This is a genomic window from Janthinobacterium sp. HH104 (assembly GCF_001758715.1).
Classification (GTDB): domain Bacteria; phylum Pseudomonadota; class Gammaproteobacteria; order Burkholderiales; family Burkholderiaceae_D; genus Janthinobacterium; species Janthinobacterium aestuarii.
On the sequence record NZ_LRIB01000020.1, the window covers coordinates 1 to 22376 of the forward strand.

Here is a 22376-nt window from a genome sequence, read left to right on the forward strand (position 1 = left end):
GCGTCAGATGTGTATAAGAGACGCTTCGGCGCCCGCACGGTCGCCCGCCTCGGCCAGCAGCGCGTCGCGCGAGGCGAAGTGTGCGTAAAAGCCGCCGTGCGTCAGGCCCGCTTCCTTCATGATGTCGGCCACGCCCGTGCCCGCATAGCCGCTGCGGCGGATGGCGCGCGTAGCCACCTCGACGATGCGTTCGTGGGTGGCTTCCTTGCGGCTTTGCGCCGCCGGTTTGTTCGGTGAGTTCTGCATGACGGTCATCATATCGCAGTTTTCAACAGCGTGCACGCGAGGCGCTCAGGGCAGATCAGAATAGCCCGGCCGTCCAGTCGGTGAACGCCCGCATCGCCGGGGAGAGAAAGCGCTGATGCGGGTAGAGCAGCGATACGGGCACGGGCGCCGGCCGCCTGTCGGCCAGCACCTCGACCAGTTCCCCGGCCTGTAGCTGGCTGCTTACGAGGATCTCGGCCAGCTGCATCAAGCCGTGGCCGGCCAGGCCCAGCTCGATGTACAGCCCCGTCTCGTTGACGGCGACCGTGCCGGGGACGGGAATGGCGATGCTGGTACCGTCTTCGATGAAATGCAGGTCGCTGCCGCGCCGCATGGTGCTGGAAAAGTAGTGGACGGCCCGGTGTCCCGGCAAATCCTCGAGGGTTGCGGGAACACCGTGTTCGGCCAGGTAGGACGGCGCCGCGCAAGTGATCCAGCGCAGCTCGCCCAGGCGGCGCGCCACCAGGGTCGAGTCTTCCAGGCTGCCAGTGCGGATCACGCAATCGACGCCTTCCTGTATCAAGTCCACCTGGCGGTCATTGACGCCGATCATCAGGTAGATGTCGGGGTAGCGCTGCTGGAATTGCGCCAGCTGCGGCAGGATCACGGCATGGGCAATGCCGCCAGGCATATCGACGCGCAAGCGTCCCTGCGGGCGCTCGCTAGCGCCTTGCAGGCTCGCTTCGGTGTCGGCGATCAGCTCGAGGATCTCGCGGCAGCGGTGGAAGTAGCGCTCGCCTTCCGGTGTCAGGCTGAGGTTTCTGGTGGAGCGGTGCAGCAGGCGCGTCTGCAAATGTTTTTCCAGCCGCTTGATGATGGCGGTCACCGACGATGAGGGCAAAGCCAGGGTCTGCGCCGCGCGCACGAAACTCCTGCTCTCGACCACGCGAAGGAATACCTGCATTGCTTGTACGCGGTCCATGTCTTGTCTTCGTAGCAGTAGGGGAAACGGCACTATAACCCAACATTATTCGGATTTTCTGCATGCTGAAAACACACGGCGCTACTTTTTCCCCTTGCTTGCCCGCATTAGACTGCGTGCAACCCATTAGCTATAGCAGGAATCAAGCATGTCTGAACAAGACCAACTACTGGCGCCACTGGCCCCGGCACCCCGCAAGATGCTGATCAAAGGCGCCACCATTATCAGCATGGATGGCAGTGTCGGCAATGTGCCCAAGGGCGATATCCTGATGGCCGATGGCGTCATCGCCGCCATCGGCCAGCATCTGCAAGCCGACGGCGCCGAAGTGATCGATGCCGCACAGATGATCGCCATTCCCGGCATGGTCGACACCCACCGCCATGCCTGGGAAGGCCAGCTGCGCCGCATCAACCCGAATGCGGCGACGCTCGAGGACTATTGCAACGCCACGCATTTCTCGTTCGCCAAATACTACCGGCCGCGCGACATCTACGTGGGCAACCTGCTCACGGCCCTGGGCGCCATCGATGCCGGCATCACGACCGTGATCGACAACTCGCACAACAGCCGCACGGCGGCGCACGCCGACGCGGCGGTCGAAGCGCTGCTCGACGCGGGCATCCGCGCCGTGCACGCCTCGGGGGCGCCTGTGTCGGGTGACTGGGACAAGGCGCATTGGCCAGGCAACCTGGCGCGCCTGCAGGCCAAGTATTTTACGAATCCCGACAGCCTGGTGACGCTGGCCATGATGGCGCAGCTGGAACCGGAGCAGTGGGCCGTCGCCCGTAAACTGGGTATTCCCATCGTGACCGAGTTTTTTGGCGCTGGCATGGCGGCCGAGCTGGAAAGCTTGCACCGGCAGGGGCTGCTCGGCAGCGACAATATCTTCAATCATTGCACCTGCCTGCCGGATTCGGGCTGGCGCATCTTGCGCGAGGCGGGCGTGCGCGTCAATGTATGTCCGCGTTCGGATGCCCACTACGGTATCGAGGATGGCATGAACGCCTGGCAGGCGGCGCACCAGCACGGCATACGCCCCGGCCTCAGTGTCGACAACGAGACTTCGTATAGCGGCGACATGTTCATGGAAATGCGCGTGGCGTTCTACCTGCAGCGGGCCATGGGGCATCGCCAGGGACATCGCCATGCGGCGGCGCCCACCGATGCCTTCCGCTTGCTCGAGGCCGCCACGATCGACGGCGCCGCGGTGGCAGGGCTGGAACAGCGCATCGGGAGTTTGAGGCCAGGCAAGCAGGCCGACCTGGTGCTGATACGCACCGGCGACCTCAATGTATATCCTGTCAATAACGCCATCGGTACCGTCGTGCACGCGGCTGAGCGCAGCAATATCGATACCGTGATCATTGGCGGGCGCGTGCGCAAACGCGGTGGCGTCGTGCTGGGCGTGGATCAGGCAAAACTGCGCGCCGCGATCGACGAATCGTGTGGACACCTGTTCAGTGCCGCCGATTATCAGCCCGATCTGTTTGCCCAGTCGTTCGCACCGATCCACCAGGCGTAGGCAGCGCCATATGGGCTCTGCCTACGCCGGCATTTCAGGATCAGGCCAGTTTGCGCTTGCCTGCCGAAACGCGGTTCCAGCCATAGCCGGCGACGATGATGGCCACGATGGCTGCCTGCGCCAGCAGGGTTTCCATGGTCGGCAGGATGCCCAGCAAGTCGATGCGCACGAAATCGACGGGGGTGACGCCGACCCAGCCCGCTTCCTGCAGCGCGGCCACGCCTTTGCCCATCAGGATCACGGCCAGCACGGCCACGAAAGCGGACGTCCACGAGAAGAACTTGCCGATCGGCATGCGGGCACTCGTGCGCAGCAAGGCCCAGGCGATCACGACCAGCAGCACGATGGCCACGAGGAAGCCGCCCAGCAGGGCGCCGCCATTGCCGTCCGCCGCCAGGGCGGAATAGAACAGCACGGTTTCAAAGACTTCGCGGTAGACGGCGATGAAGGCCAGGGCGAACAGGCCCCAGGCGGAGCGCCGGCTCATCGCGGCCGTGAGTTTCTCGTGCAGGTATTCCTGCCAGCGCCCGGCGCTGCTCTTCTGGTGCATCCACAAGCCCACGCTGAGCAGGACCAGGGCCGCGAATACGGAACCGAGACCTTCGCTCACTTCCCGGCTGGCGCCGCTGATGGTCACCAGGTACGTCGCCGCCACCCACGTCAGGCCGCCCGCCACCAGGGCGCTGGCCCAGCCCGCATGCACGTAGGCCAGCACGTCGTGGCGCTTGGCCTTGCGCAGGAAGGCGATGATGCCGATCACGATCAGCAGCGCTTCCACGCCTTCGCGCAGCAAGATCGTCAGGGCGCCGATAAAGGTCGTCATCGGGTCAGCCTTGGCGTCGCCCAGTTCCGCTTCCACGTGGGTAAACAATTGCTGCAGTTTTTCGCCGGCCGCTTCGGCGTCGGTCACCGTGCCCTTGGCCACGGCGGAACGGTAGGCCAGCATGGCGTTTTCCACGGCCAGCAGCAGGGATTTGTTGCGCGCGCCGACCATCGGTTCGATCGGCTCGAAGCCATCGAGGTAGGCCGACAGGCCCAGGCGCGTCGCGTTCGCGCGGTCGCCCGCGTGCATGGCAGCCAGGCTTTCGGCCAGGCGCAGACGCGACAGGGCCAGGCCGGCCGGCTTGTGCGCTTCGGCCTTGTCGGCATGGCTGCGCAGATACGCCGTCAGCGCTTTGGCCTCGTCCGCGCCCAGCTTGGCGGCAACGGCTTCCTGCGTCAGGGTCGTCACGGCGGCCAGGTCCGCGTACAGCTTCTTGGCCCGTGGATCGTCCTGCCACAGCTTTTCACCGTGCGCGCTGGCTGCCGCATCGTGCGACATGCCGCCGATATAGAAAGCCAGGTCCCAGCGCTCGTTTTCGGACAGCTGGCCGAAACTGGCCATCGACGTGCCGGCCACGCCTTGCGAAATGACCTGGTACAGCGCCATCAGGCTGCGCGACTGCGCCCGTTCGCCGTCCGTGAAGGCGATCGGTTTCGGCTCCAGGCTGGCCGCCAGCGGACCGTCGCCGCCGCCGGCCACGCCGTGGCAAGAAGCGCACTGGGCCGCATACAGGGCCGCGCCGCGCGCCAGGTTGGGCAGCACTTTCGGCGCCACGGGTATCGGGTAGGCGGCGATCAGCAAGCCGTTCGCATGGTGCGCCAGTCGCTTGACTTCCACGCCGTCCGCCTTGGCGACGACGGCTTTGCGCAGGTCGGCGATGGCGGCGGCAATGGCCGCTTGCGAGGCATGGGCGGGCAGGGCGGCGATCTGCGTCGTCGCGTTGTCCGTGAAATCGAGCATTTCCGCGTATTCGGCCTCGCTGACCACCTTGCCGTGCTCGACGGCGCCGCTGTAATCGACGGCAACGTAATCAATCAATTGCCACAACTGCTTGGCGCCGGCGCCGGGATCGGTTGTTTGCGCCTGCGCGCCACCGGCCAGCAACAGGCTGGCGGCCACGAGCGGATAGCACACGAGCCATTTCTTCATAGAACTGAACATGATTCTCATTCTCATTTGTCGTTAACCCGGCGACTATAGGACAGACCGTGCGGGGTGTCAACGGCGCACGGACCTTGTCCTGGACGATAGTGCGGACCAGGCGCCGGGAGGCGGCAGAGAATGGGACGGCGGAAAACGCGTGCTACTGGCCAGATGCCGGCTTCGCGTACAGGCCCCTGGCCAGGCCATTGTCCGCATCGTCGACTTGCAGGCCGCCCTCGACGACACGCAGGGCCAGCTTCTGGAATGCCTGGCCCCTGAGCCATTGGGGATCGGTGACGGCGAACGCGGCGATGCGCTCCTGTGCGCGCTCCGCCGGCACGGCCAGCCATTGATAGTCGGCTTTCGAGCCTTGGCGGCGCAAGCCCGCCCGCACCCAGCGTTCCGACGCCGGCATGCGGACGATGGCGTCGCCGTTCGCCACGCTCACGGCCGTGGCCGTCTTGCCGCTTTGCGCTTCGAATTTCACTTCCACGCCGGCCATCGGCCCCAGCCGTGGAAAGCCGACGATGGCCACCCACAGTCCCGCTTCGGCCGCTTTCTGGATGCGCATTTCCGATTCCTCGAACACGCGGAACTGCGGTTCCTTGCCGCCATTGCCCGCTACCAGGGTCACCACGTCGCCCGAAGCACGCCACTCGCCGCTCGCTTGCTGGTCGGTATTGCCATAACTGAGCATCCATTCGAACGTGCCGTCCTTTTTCAGCAGCAGTTCGGAGCCCGTTTCCATGACGCCTTGCAGATAATAGTGGCCCGGCAGTGACGACGCGGCTGGCTCGGCCGCGCTGGCCCAGCTGGCCGAAATGGAGAAGGCGAGGGCGGCGCAGGCCAGCAGGCGCGAGAGGGATTGCTTCATCGGTGTGTCCTCGTTGTGTTTTTATGATAAGTCATCATAACAACGGCAATTAAATTGCCGTCGCACGACACACCGGAATGCTGGCGTCGCGTTTACTTCGCGCTGAAATCGAGCACGACGCGCGCGGCAACCTTGCCGTGTTCCAGGCGGCTGAAGATCTCGTTGATGGCCGACAGCGGCTGCAATTCCACGTCGGCCTTGACCTTGCCCGTGGCGGCAAAGGCAAGCGCCTCGGCCATGTCCTGGCGCGTGCCCACAAAAGAGCCGCGTATCGTCACGCAATTGGCGACGACGTCGAACAGCGGCGTCGGGAAGTCGCCCGGCGGCAAGCCCACAAGCACGCAGGTGCCGCGCTTGCGCGTCATCGCCACGCCTTGCTGGAAGGCGTCGATCGACGGTGCCGTGATCAGCACGCCGTGGGCGCCGCCCCCGGTCGCTTCGCGCAAGGCCGCCACCGGGTCGCCCTGGCGCGCATTGATGGTCACTTCGGCGCCCAGGGCGCGTGCGTGTTCCAGCTTGCCGTCATCGATGTCGACGGCCGCCACGCGCAAGCCCATGGCCAGCGCATATTCGATGGCCAGATGCCCCAGTCCGCCGATGCCGGACACGGCCAGCCATTCGCCCGGCCGCGCGCCCGTTTCCTTGATGCCCTTGTAGCTGGTCACACCGGCGCAGATGATGGGCGCCGCCTGCACGGCGGACAGACCCGCCGGGATATGCGCGACATAGCGCGGGTCGGCCAGGATGTACTCGGCGAAGCCGCCATTCTTCGTGTAGCCGCCGAACTGCGCTTCGGCGCACACGGTTTCCCAGGCTGCCAGGCAATGTTCGCAATGGCCGCAAGCCGAATAGAGCCAGGGCACGCCGACCCGGTCGCCCAGCTGCACCTCGGTCACGCCCGTGCCCACGGCCACCACCAGGCCGATGCCTTCGTGGCCGGGGATGAACGGCGGCGACGGCTTGACGGGCCAGTCGCCGCGCGCCGCATGCAAATCCGTGTGGCAAACGCCGCACGCTTCCGTCTTGACGAGGATCTGGCCGGGACCGGGCACCGGCACGGGCACCTCGCGCAGCACCAGCGGCTGGCCCAGTTGCTCGACAACGGCGGCTTTCATGGTAGGGGGTGTCATGGTATTCCTTATGAAGTGGGTAGGGCGTAGAGCAGGGCGCAAGCCATGGTTTGCTGAACAGAAGCTTGCGAATGATCATATTCTGCTGCACACGATACAAAAATTGATTGATCTACATCAACATACTGAGCGGGAAGCCAGCCACCCTGGACGACGATTCAGTCCGCTGCGCGGCGCTGCCGCGTTGAAGGAAAGCCGGGCCTGAGGTATAATGACAACTCGGCGTGTGCTGCGTGCGCCCGGGGCTACCCCGAATACGGAGAACGACATTTTCGTTTTCCGTGAGGTTTTATGATGCGCGCAGCGTTCCATCTCTATTGGCGTCAACTGATTGAAGCACCGCTTTCCGCGGGCGCTGTCTTTTTCCTTTCCCACTCCTCGTCTACGCCTGCCCGGCGTGCTTGTGCTTGTGCTTACGCTTGCACTTCGTCCGTCATTGACCTCGCCGAGCGTGCTTGCGCCCGGACGGCCTGGTTCGTCGTGGACATCCATTCGTCCAAGGAGCATACGGCATGAGTACCACTGCATCACCGAAACACCATTCCGTTCTACAGCGCTTTCTCGCCAGTGACGCGGCGGGCGGCATCCTGCTGATGGCAGCGGCCGTTGCCGCCCTGATTATCGCCAACAGTCCGCTGGCCAGCGCCTACCAGCATTTTCTGCATTGGCAAACAGGTCCCGTGCTTAGCGACAAACTGGGCCCGATGACAACCCACCTCTGGGTCAACGACGGGCTGATGGCGGTCTTTTTTCTCCTGGTCGGGCTCGAGATCAAACGGGAACTGGTCGATGGCCGGCTCTCGACGTGGGAGCAGCGACGCCTGCCGGCATTGCCCGCACTGCTGGGGATGGCATTTCCGGCCGCGATCTACGTTTTACTCACTGCGAAGCAGCCCTTGCTGATGAATGGCTGGGCGATACCTGCCGCGACTGACATCGCGTTCGCCATGGGAGTGCTGGCGCTGCTGGGACGCCATGCCCCCTTGTCCTTGAAATTGCTGCTTGTTTCAGTGGCCATTATCGATGACATGGGCGCTGTCGCCATCATCGCCGTTTTCTATACCGCCTCCATCAATGCCGGCGCACTTGCCGCCGCAGCCGCCATCGTCGTGGTGTTATTTGCCTTGAACAAGCTTCGCGTGATGAAACTGTGGCCGTATCTGATCGGCCTGGCGCTGCTATGGTATGTCACGCTGCTCTCCGGCGTGCACGCAACGATCGCCGGCGTAGTGGGTGCCTTCCTGATCCCCTACATTCCATCCCCAGGCACGCCTGATGCGCCTGATTCGCCCCTGCACCGGCTCGAACACGCCTTGCATCCATGGGTCGGTTTCCTGATCGTCCCGGTATTCGGTTTCGTCAATGCTGGCGTCTCGTTCGCCGGACTCTCGCCATCAGCCATGTGGGCGCCGCTCCCGCTTGGCATTGCCGCAGGTCTTTTCCTCGGCAAGCAACTGGGCGTGTTCGCTGGTGTCATGCTGGCTGTCAGGAGTGGACTTGCTGGCAAGCCACGCGGCAGCACCTGGCTGCAAATTTATGCGGTCTCGATGCTTTGTGGTATCGGTTTTACGATGAGCCTGTTCATCAGTGGGCTGGCATTTCCTGGCCATCCAGCGTATGTCGAGGAAGCCAAGATCGGCATCCTGCTTGGCTCTCTCCTGTCGGCCATCGTTGCTTGCCTGATTCTGCGTTTTGCCCCGAAGGCAAAAGACCAGCTTGAGCATGAAGGTGTGCAGGCAGACGAAATTCGTCGCGATGGCGATGTTGTGACAATGTAATGCGGTATTCCGTCGAGGCCTGCACTTGCCTCGACGGGTGCTGTGTCAGCGCACGGCCGCCAATAACAGTCTTGCCAGGCACCGTATATGTACAAAAACAGGCTTACATTAATTCCATAATTCGACTATTATAGAATTATGAAATGAAGGAGTGCATATGGAAACCAGGAATGAAGGAATCGTCATGACCGAAAAAGTGTACAACGTGTTGTTTCTCTGTACTGGCAACTCAGCCCGCAGCGTCATGGCGGAGGCGCTCGTCTCCACCATGGGAAAAGGCCGCTTCCGCGGCTTTTCGGCCAGCAGCCACCCGGGTGGCTGCGTCAACCCGTTCGCCATCGAACAAATTGAAGCGACCGGCTATCCGCTCGACAAACTGCGCAGCAAGAGCTGGGATGAATTCGGTACTGCGGACGCACCGCACATGGATTTCGTCATTACCGTGTGCGATAACGCCGCCGGCGAGGTCTGTCCATATTGGCCAGGCCATCCGCTTTCGGCGCACTGGGGATTTGAAGACCCGGCGGCGGCCACCGGCACCGATGAAGAAAAGCGCGCGGTATTTCACAAGGTATTCCGCCAGATCATGACGCGGATGAACGTCTTCGTCAGCCTGCCGCTGCACATGCTGGAAAAAAATGCGATCCAGCAAGAGATCAAGGCCATCGGGAAAAGCGCCGTCTAGCGGGCAATGCCTTACTTTTCAGTATTTTTCGATCACTCATGACAGTAAAAGATGCACCATGAATAACCTGCCCAACATCAGCGCCGCCCACCTCGACACGCCGACCCTCGATAAACTTGCGCCGCCGACGGTGTCCACGCATCCACCGCGCATCCTCTTGCTGTATGGCTCGCTACGTGAACGCTCGTTCAGCCGTTTGCTGACCCTGGAGGCGGAGCGGCTGCTCCAGCATTTCGGCGCCGAGACGCGGGTGTTCGACCCGCATGGCTTGCCCATGGTCGACAGCGTCAGCCCCGATCATCCCAAGGTGCAGGAGCTGCGCGAACTGTCGCTGTGGTCGGAAGGCCAGGTCTGGTGCAGCCCGGAACGCCATGGCGCCGTGACGGGTGTGTTCAAGTCACTGATCGACTGGCTGCCGCTGGAAATGGGTAGCGTGCGCCCAACGCAGGGGCGGACCCTGGCGGTGATGCAAGTGTCGGGCGGCTCGCAATCGTTCAACGCCGTCAACGGCTTGCGCGTGCTGGGCCGCTGGATGCGCATGGTGACGATACCGAACCAGTCATCCGTTGCCAAGGCATATCAGGAGTTCGATGACAACGACCGCATGAAGCCGTCGCCATACTACGACCGCCTGGTCGACGTCATGGAAGAACTGTATAAATTCACCCTGGTGGTGCGCGACCGCTCCGATTACCTGACCAGCCGCTACAGCGAGCGCAAAGAATCCATGCCGGTTGACGTGCGCGCCCTCGCCACGGCGGCCATGGATCACGAAACACCAGTCAAGTAAGCTGTTTTCATCGCGGCCCGCACGCCGGGCCGCGACTTTACGATGACTCAGTCGAGTTCCTGGTTTGAAAGGACAGCATGAAAATCTTGGTGTTTCTTGGCTCAATACGCACCAGCACGCCGCCGCAGCCGGCGCGTCTGGGCGAGCGTGTCGCCAAAGCCTGCGCGGCGCAGTGCGGTCAAGATGGCCACGACGTGGTACTCATCGATCCATTCGATTACGACCTGGGCGATGTGTTCAAACCGCACTTTTCCTATGCGAAAGGACGCGCACCCTTGCCGTTGGAGCACCTGGCCAGTGAGATTGCCGGCGCCGACGGGTATGTGATGGTCAGCCCCGAATACAATCATTCAATGAGCCCGGCGCTGGCGCATCTACTGAACCATTTTGGAAGTTCCCTGTTTGCTTTCAAGCCCAGTGCCATCGTGACTTATTCGGCAGGGCAGTGGGGTGGCGTGCGCGCAGCAGTGGGCATGCGCGCTTTTCTGTCCGAGCTGGGCTGTTTGCCAGTGTCGGCCATGATCCATATTCCGGCCGCACATACTGTTTTTGCTGCCGATGGCAGCTTTGCGCCTGAAGTCGATAGCACGCGTTGGGTTTCCTATATCGAGCGCACCTTTTCCCAGCTGACCTGGTGGGCCGAGGCCGCTAGGCGGGAGCGTGCCCGCTCGGGAGGAACAGGACCTTCGCCGGCTTTCCTGCGCGATCCTTCTCAACGCAATGCGCCGTGAGGTCGCATATGGCGAATTATTGCCAGAATGACACTTTGCAGCGCCGTGCACAGTTTACGGCCGAGTTCCTTCCTGCCACTTCACGTCTATTTGGACCCCACTGATGATTCGACTTGCCACTACCGCCGATGCCGCCGCGATCGCCACGATCTACAACCATTACGTCAGCAGCTCCACCATCACGTTCGAAGAGCAGGTGGTTGGCAGCGACGAGATGGCCCAGCGTATCGCCTCTGTCGGCGCGCAGTTGCCGTGGTATGTTTTCGAGCGCGACGGCGGGATTCTCGGCTATGCCTACGCCACGCCCTGGCGCGCCCGCAGCGCCTATCGTTTTTCCGTCGAATCGACGGTGTACGTTGCGCACGCATGCGTGGGGCAAGGCGTCGGCCGGCAACTGTACAGCGTGCTCATCGATGACTTGCGTCAGCGGCAGCTGCAGGTGGTCATCGGCGGCATCGCGCAGCCCAACAACGCCAGCGTCGCCTTGCATGAGCGCCTGGGATTCGAGCAAGTGGCCATGTTCAAGCGGGTCGGCCGTAAATTCGACCGGTGGATCGACGTGGGGTATTGGGAGTTGCAGCTGCAGGACGAGTAAGCGCCCCGTTGCTGCTCACTTGGCGGCTTTTCAAAAAATTTACTTTCCGGCACCGAGGTCTCTTAGTGATTTCGGGGCATACAGCGCGCTTTGAAATTCCGGCACGTATTCATATTTCATCATCTTTCCCAGCTTTAATGATTTGATATAGGTGGAAAAGCTGCCGTCGCCCAGCTTCAGGTCGACCGCATCCGCACTCGTGCTCGACGCATGGCTGAGCTGGCGGGAAACGGCATAGCCATACGTGAGTTTCCCGGCGCCATCCTTGTTGGTGAAGCTGTTGCTCACCACATCGGCCGTGTGCGACAGGTCGCCCAGTTTTTTGCCTGCAAAAACAAAATCGAGCTTGCCTGTTGCGCTATCCATGACTTCAAAGGAAACGTTTGCGTCCGTTTCCTTCACCTCGATACCGGTCAGCCACTTGGGCAGATTGTAGCCAACCACGCCACGCACCCTGGCCAGTTCCGTGTTGACGGGAAGCTTGAGCACATAGCCCCAGAAATCCTTGGACAGCGATTGACCCAGCAAGGTGAACGGGCCAAAGCTGGCGCTGCCCGGCTTGTTGGTCACAATCGCCAGGGACACTTCATTGTAGCTGTCGTTGTCGCAGTACTCATACGCATAGGCCGTCAATGCCACCGCGCCCCGGCCTGGCCACACTTGCAGCGGCTGGACTTGCTTCAGTATGTCTGCCGGCATCAGCTCCTTCAGGCGCGTGAGGTCGGCCGTAAATACGGCCGTGATCTTGCGGTTCCTGTAATAGAAGTTCGGCGAATACGAGTCAAAGCCGATGGACACCTTTTCTTTTTGCATCTCCTTGAACCAGCTCAGGTCAAGCTCCGGCGCTTCCGCTGCGATGACGGATAAAGGGGGATTCGAGCGAAAGCGGTCATACAGGCCGCCAGCGGCCACCGGGACGGCATGGCCCGCGATATCAATAATGAGCTGCCTGTTTTCGACAGCGTGTTCCGCCCGGGACGGGCTTGCGGCAATACTCAATACCAATGCGGATACCGCCGCGGCGATGTTCATGTTCATTGCTTGCACCTTCCATGTTGGATTGGGAAAAATTCCATTAAAAGCCGCTATGCATCCGGCGGCGATACTGCCGGTTCCGGATGGCGGTGTCCCATTGCTGTATCAATAGCGCCAGCGCAGGCGCCACGTTGGGCCGGGTATGCTTGCCCTGGCTCAGGCGCCGCAGCTGATACTTGACCATCGCCATATAGGCAATGGACGACAGCACCTTGTTTTTCCAGGTGATGGCCCGGAGCAAGGGGCTTGCCGATTGATCGGAACGCCATGCTTCAGGCAGTTGCGGGTCGAGCGCCAAGGCCGTTCCCATGCCCGCCATGGCAATGCCGCTGTCCAGCACTTGTTGCACCACCTGGTAGCGGCGTATGCCGCCCGTTACCATGATGGGCATGCTGGCCACCGTGGCGATATCCTTGGCGAACTCGAGGAAATAGGCTTCGCGGGCCAAGGTACGGCCGTCGCGGGTCTGGCCGTGCATGGCAGGGGCTTCATAACTGCCGCCGGACAATTCAATCAGGTCGACACCCAGGGTATTGAGCATGGAAACGACCTGCTTGGCGTCATCCGAACTGAATCCGCCTTTCTGGAAATCGGCCGAATTGAGCTTCACGGCAACGGCAAAGCCTTTGCCGACGGCTTGCCGCACCTCGCTGACGACGTCGACCAACAGCCGCGCCCGGTTTTCGAGGGAACCGCCCCAGCGGTCGGTGCGCTGGTTGGTCAGAGGGGAGAGGAACTGGCTGATCAGGTAGCCGTGCGCGGCATGGATTTGCACGCCCGTAAAGCCAAAGCGCTCCGCCAGCCGGGCGCTGTTGACAAAGCGCTGCTTCACGTCGGCAATGTCGGCCTCCGTCATTGCACGCGGCGCCGAAAATTGCTTTGAAAAGTTGCCCAGGTCCATGGGCACGACTGACGGTGCCACGGTTTCCTGTCCCAGGGCAGCAGGCATCTGGCGCCCCGGATGGTTGATCTGCATCCAGATATGCGCGCCGCGTGAACGGGCCGTGCGCGACCATTGCTCGAAGCGGGCGCCAAATTCCTCAGACTCAAGCACCACGCCGCCGGGTCCCGTCATGGCGCGGCGGTCGATCATCACGTTTCCGGTGATCATCAGACCTACGCCACCGTCCGCCCACGACTGGTACAGGCGTATCAGCTCGTCCGAAGGCGCGTGGTCCTTGTCGGCCATGTTCTCTTCCATGGCGGCTTTGGCAAGACGGTTTGGAACGACTGTCCCATTCGGTAATGTCAGTGCGGTAAAGGGTTTCATGCTGATCTCCAAGGTTGCGATAGCCTCACGATAAGCTTTAAGCTAACTTGAAGGTCAAGCCCTGAATCGAAAAAATTGCAAACTCCCTTGCGCCATCATCCACCGCTTGACATTGAAGCTGGCTTCAAGCTTATAGTTGAGCATGGCGTCGTGATGACACGGATAGGCAAGCACAAAAAAATCAGCGGGGAAGTGATGAAAATTGGTGAATTGGCCAAGCGCAGCGGCTTGGCGGCCTCCACGATTCGGTTCTACGAATCCAGGGGCTTGTTGAAAGCCGTGAGCCGGCAATCGAATGGCTACCGCGACTATCCTCTGGAAGCGGTGGCGGTACTGTCCATTATCAGCGACGCGCAGCAGGCGGGCTTTTCCCTGGACGAAATCAAGCAAGTCTTGCCCGAGGATAGCTCATCATGGAAACATGATGAGCTGATGGCCGCACTGAAAAAGAAGATTGCCGATATCGAATCGCTGGAAGTGCGACTGGCGCAGAACAAGGCCCATCTTTTATCCCTGATTCAACTGATCGATGCAAAACCGGACGATGTGGACTGCAAGGACAATGCAGCCAGGGTCATGGAAAGCATGGGCATAGGCAGTAAAAATTAAACCAAGGAAAGATAGTCAAGCCCGCGGCAAGCGCATCGACAAATCAGAAATCGACGGCGGCCGACAATTGCATGGTGCGGGGTGCCGACTGCGAAACGGTGCCATACGAGGCCACGCCGGCCCAGTAATGGCGGTCGAAAGCGTTCATCAAGCCGGCGCGCAAGGTCGTCGCCTTGCCGGCGATGGCCGTGCGGTAGCGCAAGCCCAGGTCGACCTTGGTCCACGACGACACCGATTGCAGATTCGTCTGATCCACAAACTGCTTGCTCGTGTAGCTGACGGCGCCCGTGGCCGTCAGACCCGGCCAGTACGGCAGATCCCATTCGCCGCCCAGGTTGGCCATCGACGTCGGTACGCCCACGGGGCGCTTGCCCATGGTGGCGGCGTTGTTGGTTTTTACCAGGCGCCCGTCGAGCAAGGTGATGCCGGCCAGCAGGCGCACGGCCTTGCTGGCGGCGCCGGACAGGTTCAGCTCCAGGCCCCGGTTGCGCTGCTCGCTATCCATGCTGTAGACCTTGCCGTACAGCTGGCCGCTGGGCTTGGTCACCTGGAACACGGCCAGCGTCGCCAGCACGACGCCGAAATCGGCCTTCGTGCCCACTTCATATTGCTTGCTCTTGTAGGGCGCGAAGACCTGGCCCGCGTTGTCGGCGATGTTCGGGGCGATATCGCCCTTGCTCAGGCCCTCGATATAGTTCGCATACAGCGACACGTGGCGCAGCGGCTTGACGACGATGCCGGCCAGCGGCGTCAATGCGCCTTGCTTGTAGTGCGTGGTGAGCGCGCCGCTGGTGGCGTGGTAGTTTTTCGATTCGACCAACTGGCGGCGCACGCCCAGGGTCAGCTGCACGCGCTGGTCCAGCATGTCCAGCGTATCGGCCACGGCCAGGCTGGAGAGGGTGGACGCGGACAGTTTCGGCACGCGGGCCGGTGCGGCAATGCCGGGGTCGGGCACGGCCACGGGATGGTAGATGTTCGAGGTGATGAGTTTGCCTGAATTGCTCACGCTGCCAAACTCGTCGCGGTAGACATTGCCCATCACGACCAGCGCATGCTCGACGCCGCCCGTGCGAAAGCGCGTGCGCACGCCCGTGTCGCCGCTGGCGCGCCGCACGCGGAATTTCCAGTTCATGGGCGTGACCGTCATGTCGCCGGCCGCGCTGGTGATCGTCGGCGTCTGGTCCGAATAGCGCGACACGTCGGAGCGCGTGCCGCCCAGATCGGCGAACACGGTCACCTTATCGTTCACATCGTATTCGATCTTGCCCAAGGTGGCCAGGTCGTTGGACTTCCACCAGCCCCAGGACTGGGCGATGTTGCGCCGGCCATCGGGCGCTTCCGGCACGGGCAGGCGCGTGGCCACGAGGAAAGGACGCGTGGGCGCGTCGATCCACTGGTATTGCTCGATCACGTCGAGCGAGGCGCGCAGCCGCTGCCCCTGGTAGTCGAGGGCGACGGCCGCCACTTCCGCGCGCGACGTTTGGTGGTCGAGCGGAGTGTGGCCCTGGCGGTGCAAGCCATTGAAGCGGATGCCGAAACGCCGCTCTTCGCCGAAGCGGCGGCTGACGTCGATGGCCGCGCCAGCCTGCGAGCCCGAGCCGTAATCGAGCGTCAAACGCGTCAGGTCGCGCGGCAGCGAGCGTTTCGGCACGGCATTGACGACACCGCCCACGCCGCCATTCGGCGACATCCCGTACAGCAAGGCGGCCGGCCCCTTGAGCACCTCGACGCTTTGCAGGTATTCCGTAAACAGGTGGTAATTGGGCGACACGCCATACACGCCGTCGAACGCCACTTCACTCAGATTACCCTCGTTGAGGGGAAAACCGCGGATGAAAAACGAATCCGTGACGCCGCCGATCTGGCCCGTGAAGCGGGTGGACGGATCGCCGCCCAGCACCTCGGCCAGAGTCAGCGCCTGCTGGTCCAGCATGCGCTGGCTCGTGTAGCTGTTGACACTGAACGGCGTATCGAGCAAGTCTTTTTCCCCCAGCAAGCCAGCCCGCGCGCTCTTGGCAATCTGCCCGCCGGCATCCGCTTCGGCCTGGCCTGTGACGACGACAGTGGCAAGCGGGCTCTGCGCGCCTGCCGTTGCTTGCGCGTAGACGGAGGGTGGCACGCTGGCAATGAGCAGGCCGGCGAGGATCAGGCGGGCGGCGAGGGGATGATGGACTGGGAATGGAGTAGGGCGTGAGGATGGCATCGATGGCATAGGCGCAAGGTTATAAGAAGAAAAACTGTGCGCACTATACTATAAATGAGAATCATTACGGTCTATATTTCGTGATATGACACGTTCTGAATGCAGATCAAGAAGCCGGTTCGGCTTGGCTTTGCAAAGATCAGGGCCAGTTGCTCGATACACATCCGGTCTCATTGCATGAGCTGTCGGTGTCCGAATGGACCGGTGTCGGCTGCTGCTGGCCGCCAATTCTGAGAGGGGGATATATCGTGTCGGCTCATGTGCAGTTTCACCTATGTTGATACGGTGTTTTTTGGCCAGCTAAGTGGCAGCCCCTCCTACTCAATAGCAACCTTGCAATCGTTCATTGCGTTCAATTCTTATTCCCATCCATTGCGCAGGCATATCTTTTCGATGCTCTTCAATTCGGCCACTGCGAGAGGCTTGCGAAATGGCCGCTCCCCAAGCATGACCGCGGGTGCCATCTCATGCAAGTGCAGCGTCCTCTCCGCCTGCACACAACATTGAGCCAGATGGCCTGCAATGCGAAAGCCTCCCGTATCTGCGTCACCCCATTGAAAAACCGGTGCGTCACGATCAACCGCATCTAGGAAAATGCGATAAGCCCGTTTAAACGAAGGGCTGGGCATTCCCCCGGTATAAAGGACGATGATCTGCTGGGCCGCGAGCGAGTCCCTCGCCAGCTCATGGAACGTTGTGAGATTCTTGACGGTCAACAGCAGCGGTGCAGGCCCCCCATGAATTTCACGGAACGGATCGCCTCGGGCGCAACGCCGAGATAGGGTTTGCGGACCTCGAAAGAAGCGAGACCATCGTTGAACAGGACCGACACGTTGCCAGCCACGAGCAGCGTCGGCGGGAACTTGATCAGGCCGATCTCGTTGTGGACGTCCTCTTCGTCACGCGAAGAAAGTTGAAGATCTCCCTGGAGGAGGGTGTCGATGAGCGGGGTCAGTTCCTCCAGCTTTTTGCTATCGAACAATAGGGCGGTACTCAGGCATCGGATCGGCACGTCGACCGCGCCGGACGCGCGGCAGTGGGCGATCACCTGGGAGGCCAGGTTCCAGTCCCATGCATCTTTGGGCCCCGTTCCCTTGGGCCGCATGCCGCAACTCCATGCGCCAAGCACATCGCGCAGCACAGGAAACGTGTCCAGGATCGACGCAAGTTGCTCACCAGCCTCCGACACCTCGATCCAGCGCGGCTTGACCTTGAGGTGGGCGGCCAATGCGTCGCCATCCGCAAGGTCGATCGCGTCGATCTGATTTAGCGGGCCGGCGCGTCTGTTCCAAGAAATCAAAATAGCCCCTGAACGCTGGGCCAGCATCAGCTCCCCATGGCACGCGTCCTTCGCCTCCCGGATGGGGAGATTCAAATAGGGGGCAAACGTGCTCGCGGTAAACGGCAGCGCGACCTTGCGCTCCGACTTGCCCCGTGCACGGGCATTCTCGGCGCGTTACAGCGTCGACGTTGACGACTACTTCTGGCCAATGGACTGCCGCGCCGAGACTGCATCACCCGGCGCCGGAAAAGCGATTGGCTGTGTGAAGTCTTGTGTAGACGGACCGACCAAGCGAAGACCGTCGGAGCGGGCAAGCGTGCGAGCGCAGTTGTCGTTCGCAAGACGGCGCCGCCGCTCGGGCGTTGCGTTTTCGCAGCACAACGCTGTTTCCCTGCTAGCGACATCTGACTGGAAAAATCGACTATTTCACACCGCCAAAGTATTCGGCAAAGAGGCCCATCTCCATTTGTTTCGGCGGCGCCCCCGGGTCCAGAAAAGGCGCTATTTGCTCAAAGACCTCATCAATATTCTGCAGATCGGTATCGGTATAGTGCAGGACAGGAATTTTGAATTTCTTGTAATATGCCCTTGCCTTATGTACTTCCGCCTCAAAATTTGCCAATGCCTCCTTGTTCAGTTGGATCAGCGTTTTGTCCTTGCCAGCAAGCTTGCCATGCGTCGACCAAGGCGAGATTTCAAACCCGATTTTTTCCATCGTAAACGGATTAATAATAAAGAAATCAAGGCGGTGTTTATGCTTGCGCCCACTGCCGTCGAACCTGAGCTCAGGAATTAGCAGCGGAATATCCAGCGGCGATTCGGAAGCAAGAACCATCTCAATGTATTTTTCAACAATCTGAAGCTGATACTTCGATTTTGTAATCCTTGCCTGCCCTTTGAGGAACGCGAGGTAGTCCTCCTTTTTGCTGAAAAAATAGCGTTCTTCATCGTCGGGGATGCAAAGACCGGTTTTGAGAACGTGTCCGATCGTCCAATACTTAAAGGAAACGCCCCGAATTTCAGAGCGATCGTTTTCCCAGGCATTGCCGTTCCAGCGCGGCGTAACGAACAGGCCATAATGTGCGTCGTTCACTCCGAACCAGATCTCCGAGTCGCCTGTTTCCGGCCGTTTTTTGCACAACTCGTTGTAATGCTTAAGAAAACTGCGCCTTAAGAAGAGGGAAACGTACTTTTTGAAATTTAGCTTGGTAGCATCCTTAAGGAAATCCTGGATTTCCACTGGGCCTTTTTTCGCTGTTTTTTCCATCCCAGCAATCCACAGATGAATGTAATGTTCTGGAGTGGTGATGATTTCATGCTTGAGATCGATAAAGTCATCGGCCTTCGAGCCAATAAACGCATTCAAGGAAGCTTCGCTGTGCCGACCAGTTTCGGCAAAACAAGCGGTTTGAACGAGTTTCATTTCCTCGGTCATTTCGGTGATGGCACGATTGCGTGCAGTAACATTCGGGTCGCGTTTTGCCATGGTGGGTCAATTGTTCGTTCAGGTTGATTAAGTCAAAACTTCATGACATCGAGTGCAGACGAAGCGCACTCTCAGCCATACCAGTAGGTACTCCAAGCATTGCCGACTTTTCTGAAGGCCGTTCGCGCCGAAGTCCTGCGAAATCCGATCGGAGTCGGCTTGCCTTGTCCAAAGTCTCGCCCAAAGGCACTTGAAATTATCTTTCTTATTTCAATCGCCGTGTGCCGCACGATTTCTACTACGACCAAAGAATCAGAAAGGCGCATGAACTTTATGCGTCGTGGACCATTAGCACAAGTGGTTTGTGAGGATTTCTCGAAGGACTGTGGAAATTTTATGGTCTCGCGTCCAATTTAAACAGGAATTCGCTGAGCATTTGAACCGATGATTATGTGGGAAATCCATGTTTCAAAGACATGCAAGGCTCATTACACCCGGCTAATATCGGAACGATTAACGTTTGATCGAAAAAGGTATCTGGGTTATGTTGCTCCCGCGTTCCAATAATGCGTCCACACCGGCAAACGTGTTTTTTTGTTATTTTATTTTTTTGCTCGGTGACATTTGGTGACTATTCTATTCATTTTAATCAAGCACAATAATTGACATCGCGTCTTGACCAGATCAAAAGAAATCGTCTTCGTCGCTATTGCCGAGATTGGAGCAGGACATGGGAAGCATCCGTTCGATCGAGAGCGCTTGGATCAGGCTTCTGATCCCACTGGTCGCCGTCGGGACGTGGTTGATCCTAGCGGGGTGCTCAACGGGAATCCAGGTTACGCGGGTGATGACCGACACTCCGCAAGTGGGGAACCCATGGAATTTGGGAATGACCACTTTCAAGGTGACGATTACGCGACAAGTCGTGGGCTGCACCAACGGGTTGGTTGCGAACGTCGACGTGATGGCGACGCCTGAACTCATCCTTGACAAGAACCAGCGCTACGTCCTTGAATCCAATGGCTGGTGGGCGACCAGCGATATTGCCAGCGAACTGACGGCCAGTGGAATCAGCACTGGCCTGAACGCCAGTTCGGCAGACGCCAGCGTCGGTGTGATTGCCAATACCGTCGGAACGATAGCGAAAACAGTCATCGGCAAAGCCGCAGGCGGGGCAGGTGGGGCGGCGGCAGCAGCCTTCAACGGTTGTTCAGGTGACGTCGCAAAGGCGGTCGCGTCGCTCTATCCGGAAGGGGCGGGTTCCGTTTCGTTGAAGAAGCAGGTCGAGCAGAAAACCAAAGCGCTGTCAGATGCGACGGCGGCCCTCTCCCTACTTGTGCAACAGGCCAAGTTCAACAAGAAGCTGCGCGCGAAAGTGATTAAAGCGTTGGCCGTTCAGGACACAGCGCAGTCGCAATTGGCCGATATCACGGAGGACCTGGCGACCAAGATGGCCTTGACCACGGACATCCAGACAGTAACGTGGCCATTTGATGCATCGGAATTTATAACGGTGCCGCCGTTTTCCATTGATCCGAAGGTCATTAAAAAATGGAAAAGCCCACAGCTCGACAGCAAGACAGCGGTTAACGATTTTGACGTCTATCTGGCGATCTCGAAAAGCAGGACAAGCGGGGTTTTGCAGATGCCCAGCACGCCGGCGGCGGGCAAAACTTCGACAGGGGTGCCGGTCAGGCTTGCTCAAACCGGCCAGTTATTGGCTTGCAATAAAGCGGGCTGCCTGAATGATCCCGTCATTCCAATTGCGAAAGAGTTTACGATCCTGCAGCTCGGACAACTTTATACTGTGCCTTTGACTGGTGGAAGCTTTCGGTCCCAGAATGCCACGATCAAGATGGACCAGCACGGTCTGCCGACGTCAATCCAGGTTGTCGAAAAGGTCGCTGCTGCGGAGGCCCTGACGGCAGCCGTTCACGGGGTCGGAACCCAGGCCGCCGCGCTTCCCGCGCAGATTCGCGCCGCCGAGCTGGACAATACAACGGCGCAAGCCAATCAGATCAAAGCCGATTCGGCCCTCGCCATGGCGGGCATTGCCAACGCCACTGCCGCACAGCAGGCACAGCTGGCGCGCGTGAACGCTGGCAACGAGTTGGCAGCCGCACTGGCGCGCTCCGGGAGCCAAAGCGAGACCGCGAGCCTCCTGTCCCAGGCACAGCTTTGGAACGCAAAAGGTGACTTGGCGGCTGCGCAGTTGAAGGCCGGACTGCCCGTTGCGACGGCCGGCCTGCTGGCACAGACGCTGTACTTGAATGCGCAAGATACATTGAAGGTGACTCAGGCGAACCAGGCCGTGGTCGATGAGACATCGCTGCTCGGTTCGCAGACGGCACTTTTCAATGCCCAGACTGCCCGGATCAATGCCATCGTCGCCCGACAGAAGGCTGACGCCGAAGTCTTGACGCCCTGAGAAAAATGTCGATGAGCGCTCAAAGACGACGCAAAAGATTGCGCGATCAGCGCAGAGGGCGCGCCATGCAGCGCGCTGTCCGCCTGCGGCCCGCGATGGCAAGGGCCAGGCTTAAGGTGTTTAGCTTCACCACCACTGAGGAGGTAGCACTTACCTCTTTCGACTGGCGCGACCAGATCCACGTAGTTGCCCGGCACCAAGGCAACTGCGAAAGCTGCACGGCGTTTGCGGTTGCCGCAGCGATCGAACTTGCCGCGATCATCGCCAAGCGGGCAGTCCGAATACCGGTAGGATATTTCCATACATGCATTGGCCACCCCGGCAATGCCGACGCTGACCAGATCTGTGGTTCGGGCGTCGACCTGTCGTATATGCTCGGCGCGATTCGGGATGACGGCTTTCCATCCAATGCGCCGGATTCGTATCCGTTCCCTGCGAATCGATGTGGCATGGGCGGAGCACGGTTTAAGCTCAAATCGTTTGATGAAATTACCTCAGTGACGAATGCGAAGACGGCCATCCGTTCCGGACCTATTCTAGCCGACATGGAAGTGACCAAGAAATTTTTTGACTTCAAAGGCAGGATTTACCGCCAGCCGGATGCCTCAACAACCACGCTTCACACAGTGTGCATCATCGGATTCAATAGCACCGGCTGGATCATCCTCAACAGCATGGGGCGAAGCTGGGGCGATGGCACGGGCTGCGCCACCGTTCCATACGGCACGGGTTTCATCTTGGACCCCAAGGTCCGCCAGGCCTACTCGCTTTCGCTGTAAGAGGTCCTGAGTGTTCTACGCGGACGGTGGGTCAGAGCACACGATTACCGTTGGTAGTTTCCGTTCTGAACACGCTGCCCCAAC

At 60.2% G+C, this 22376-nt stretch carries 19 protein-coding genes and 1 pseudogene; 9 read left to right on the forward strand and 11 right to left on the reverse strand.

Annotation, left to right across the window (positions count from 1 at the left end; translation table 11 throughout):
* Positions 1–21 precede the first annotated feature (21 nt).
* A pseudogene (locus JAB6_RS05445) lies at positions 22–258 on the reverse strand (TetR/AcrR family transcriptional regulator); the annotation flags it as partial.
* A 43-nt stretch (positions 259–301) separates the two neighbouring features.
* The gene (locus tag JAB6_RS05450; RefSeq protein WP_070301668.1) at positions 302–1186 is read right to left on the reverse strand and encodes a LysR family transcriptional regulator; all 885 of its coding nucleotides are present in this window, start codon (positions 1184–1186) and stop codon (positions 302–304) included.
* 148 nt (positions 1187–1334) lie between these two features.
* Here JAB6_RS05450 and JAB6_RS05455 point away from each other — a divergent pair, with 148 nt between their 5' ends.
* On the forward strand, positions 1335–2711 hold the full coding sequence (locus tag JAB6_RS05455) for an amidohydrolase family protein (RefSeq protein WP_070301669.1): 1377 nt from the start codon (positions 1335–1337) through the stop codon (positions 2709–2711).
* 40 nt (positions 2712–2751) lie between these two features.
* Here the strand turns inward: JAB6_RS05455 and JAB6_RS05460 are convergent, their stop codons facing one another.
* From JAB6_RS05460 to JAB6_RS05470, 3 genes are all read right to left on the reverse strand, one after another.
* Positions 2752–4695: a cytochrome c/FTR1 family iron permease gene (locus JAB6_RS05460; protein WP_139143289.1), complete on the reverse strand. Its 1944-nt coding sequence runs from the start codon at positions 4693–4695 to the stop codon at positions 2752–2754.
* 142 nt (positions 4696–4837) lie between these two features.
* On the reverse strand, positions 4838–5551 hold the full coding sequence (locus tag JAB6_RS05465; RefSeq protein ID WP_070301671.1) for a hypothetical protein: 714 nt from the start codon (positions 5549–5551) through the stop codon (positions 4838–4840).
* Positions 5552–5643: 92 nt separating this feature from the next.
* Positions 5644–6681, reverse strand: coding sequence for a zinc-dependent alcohol dehydrogenase (locus tag JAB6_RS05470; RefSeq protein WP_070301672.1), 1038 nt, complete (start codon positions 6679–6681; stop codon positions 5644–5646).
* Positions 6682–7193: 512 nt separating this feature from the next.
* Here JAB6_RS05470 and nhaA point away from each other — a divergent pair.
* The 5 genes from nhaA (at position 7194) to JAB6_RS05495 (ending at position 11260) form a co-directional block, all read left to right on the forward strand.
* Positions 7194–8459 carry a Na+/H+ antiporter NhaA gene (gene nhaA, locus JAB6_RS05475; protein WP_070301673.1) on the forward strand — a complete coding sequence of 422 codons (1266 nt, stop codon included), beginning with the start codon at positions 7194–7196 and terminating at the stop codon, positions 8457–8459.
* Between the two features lie 184 nt (positions 8460–8643).
* Entirely contained in the window at positions 8644–9144 is a 501-nt protein-coding gene (locus JAB6_RS05480) for an arsenate reductase ArsC (protein ID WP_070301936.1), read from the forward strand.
* A gap of 58 nt (positions 9145–9202) precedes the next feature.
* A complete protein-coding gene (arsH, locus tag JAB6_RS05485) occupies positions 9203–9934 on the forward strand; it encodes an arsenical resistance protein ArsH (RefSeq protein ID WP_070301674.1) in 732 nt (243 codons plus the stop codon).
* Positions 9935–10011: 77 nt separating this feature from the next.
* Positions 10012–10665: an NADPH-dependent FMN reductase gene (locus JAB6_RS05490; protein ID WP_070301675.1), complete on the forward strand. Its 654-nt coding sequence runs from the start codon at positions 10012–10014 to the stop codon at positions 10663–10665.
* Positions 10666–10768: 103 nt separating this feature from the next.
* Complete coding sequence (locus tag JAB6_RS05495) at positions 10769–11260, forward strand: arsinothricin resistance N-acetyltransferase ArsN1 family B (RefSeq protein WP_070301676.1); 492 nt, start codon at positions 10769–10771, stop codon at positions 11258–11260.
* Between the two features lie 39 nt (positions 11261–11299).
* Here JAB6_RS05495 and JAB6_RS05500 read toward each other — a convergent pair whose 3' ends face one another.
* Together JAB6_RS05500 and JAB6_RS05505 are read right to left on the reverse strand one after the other, a co-directional pair.
* Complete coding sequence (locus JAB6_RS05500) at positions 11300–12292, reverse strand: acetoacetate decarboxylase (ADC) (protein ID WP_070301938.1); 993 nt, start codon at positions 12290–12292, stop codon at positions 11300–11302.
* A gap of 43 nt (positions 12293–12335) precedes the next feature.
* On the reverse strand, positions 12336–13565 hold the full coding sequence (locus JAB6_RS05505) for an NADH:flavin oxidoreductase/NADH oxidase family protein (protein WP_070301677.1): 1230 nt from the start codon (positions 13563–13565) through the stop codon (positions 12336–12338).
* An 87-nt stretch (positions 13566–13652) separates the two neighbouring features.
* On the opposite strand from JAB6_RS05505, the gene JAB6_RS05510 reads away from it, so the two are divergent.
* Positions 13653–14174 carry a MerR family transcriptional regulator gene (locus tag JAB6_RS05510; protein ID WP_254671482.1) on the forward strand — a complete coding sequence of 174 codons (522 nt, stop codon included), beginning with the start codon at positions 13653–13655 and terminating at the stop codon, positions 14172–14174.
* Between the two features lie 43 nt (positions 14175–14217).
* Here JAB6_RS05510 and JAB6_RS05515 read toward each other — a convergent pair whose 3' ends face one another.
* From JAB6_RS05515 to JAB6_RS05530, 4 genes are all read right to left on the reverse strand, one after another.
* Positions 14218–16377, reverse strand: a complete 2160-nt coding sequence (locus JAB6_RS05515; protein WP_254671483.1) for a TonB-dependent siderophore receptor — start codon at positions 16375–16377, stop codon at positions 14218–14220.
* Positions 16378–16736: 359 nt separating this feature from the next.
* Positions 16737–17093 carry a Wadjet anti-phage system protein JetD domain-containing protein gene (locus tag JAB6_RS05520; RefSeq protein ID WP_070301680.1) on the reverse strand — a complete coding sequence of 119 codons (357 nt, stop codon included), beginning with the start codon at positions 17091–17093 and terminating at the stop codon, positions 16737–16739.
* Positions 17090–17704, reverse strand: coding sequence for a hypothetical protein (locus tag JAB6_RS05525; RefSeq protein WP_139143290.1), 615 nt, complete (start codon positions 17702–17704; stop codon positions 17090–17092). The genes JAB6_RS05520 and JAB6_RS05525 overlap by 4 nt, the downstream gene beginning before the upstream one ends.
* Before the next feature lie 376 nt (positions 17705–18080).
* Entirely contained in the window at positions 18081–19145 is a 1065-nt protein-coding gene (locus JAB6_RS05530; RefSeq protein ID WP_070301682.1) for a hypothetical protein, read from the reverse strand.
* A gap of 829 nt (positions 19146–19974) precedes the next feature.
* Here JAB6_RS05530 and JAB6_RS05535 point away from each other — a divergent pair.
* Together JAB6_RS05535 and JAB6_RS05540 are read left to right on the forward strand one after the other, a co-directional pair.
* Positions 19975–21513, forward strand: coding sequence for a hypothetical protein (locus JAB6_RS05535; RefSeq protein ID WP_139143291.1), 1539 nt, complete (start codon positions 19975–19977; stop codon positions 21511–21513).
* A gap of 65 nt (positions 21514–21578) precedes the next feature.
* Positions 21579–22292, forward strand: coding sequence for a C1 family peptidase (locus JAB6_RS05540; RefSeq protein WP_070301684.1), 714 nt, complete (start codon positions 21579–21581; stop codon positions 22290–22292).
* The last annotated feature ends 84 nt before the right edge of the window (positions 22293–22376 follow it).

Bases quoted from the DNA above. Each gene is read 5' to 3' on its own strand.
- JAB6_RS05540 (WP_070301684.1), top strand. From the start codon at position 21,579: ATGCAGCGCGCTGTCCGCCTGCGGCCCGCGATGGCAAGGGCCAGGCTT.
- nhaA (WP_070301673.1), top strand. From the start codon at position 7,194: ATGAGTACCACTGCATCACCGAAACACCATTCCGTTCTACAGCGCTTT.
- JAB6_RS05460 (WP_139143289.1), bottom strand. From the start codon at position 4,695: ATGTTCAGTTCTATGAAGAAATGGCTCGTGTGCTATCCGCTCGTGGCC.
- JAB6_RS05505 (WP_070301677.1), bottom strand. From the start codon at position 13,565: ATGAAACCCTTTACCGCACTGACATTACCGAATGGGACAGTCGTTCCA.
- JAB6_RS05515 (WP_254671483.1), bottom strand. From the start codon at position 16,377: ATGCCATCCTCACGCCCTACTCCATTCCCAGTCCATCATCCCCTCGCC.
- JAB6_RS05465 (WP_070301671.1), bottom strand. From the start codon at position 5,551: ATGAAGCAATCCCTCTCGCGCCTGCTGGCCTGCGCCGCCCTCGCCTTC.
- JAB6_RS05535 (WP_139143291.1), top strand. From the start codon at position 19,975: ATGACCACTTTCAAGGTGACGATTACGCGACAAGTCGTGGGCTGCACC.
- JAB6_RS05450 (WP_070301668.1), bottom strand. From the start codon at position 1,186: ATGGACCGCGTACAAGCAATGCAGGTATTCCTTCGCGTGGTCGAGAGC.
- JAB6_RS05495 (WP_070301676.1), top strand. From the start codon at position 10,769: ATGATTCGACTTGCCACTACCGCCGATGCCGCCGCGATCGCCACGATC.
- JAB6_RS05500 (WP_070301938.1), bottom strand. From the start codon at position 12,292: ATGAACATCGCCGCGGCGGTATCCGCATTGGTATTGAGTATTGCCGCA.
- JAB6_RS05530 (WP_070301682.1), bottom strand. From the start codon at position 19,145: ATGGCAAAACGCGACCCGAATGTTACTGCACGCAATCGTGCCATCACC.
- JAB6_RS05455 (WP_070301669.1), top strand. From the start codon at position 1,335: ATGTCTGAACAAGACCAACTACTGGCGCCACTGGCCCCGGCACCCCGC.
- JAB6_RS05525 (WP_139143290.1), bottom strand. From the start codon at position 17,704: ATGCTGGCCCAGCGTTCAGGGGCTATTTTGATTTCTTGGAACAGACGC.
- JAB6_RS05490 (WP_070301675.1), top strand. From the start codon at position 10,012: ATGAAAATCTTGGTGTTTCTTGGCTCAATACGCACCAGCACGCCGCCG.
- JAB6_RS05470 (WP_070301672.1), bottom strand. From the start codon at position 6,681: ATGACACCCCCTACCATGAAAGCCGCCGTTGTCGAGCAACTGGGCCAG.
- JAB6_RS05480 (WP_070301936.1), top strand. From the start codon at position 8,644: ATGACCGAAAAAGTGTACAACGTGTTGTTTCTCTGTACTGGCAACTCA.
- arsH (WP_070301674.1), top strand. From the start codon at position 9,203: ATGAATAACCTGCCCAACATCAGCGCCGCCCACCTCGACACGCCGACC.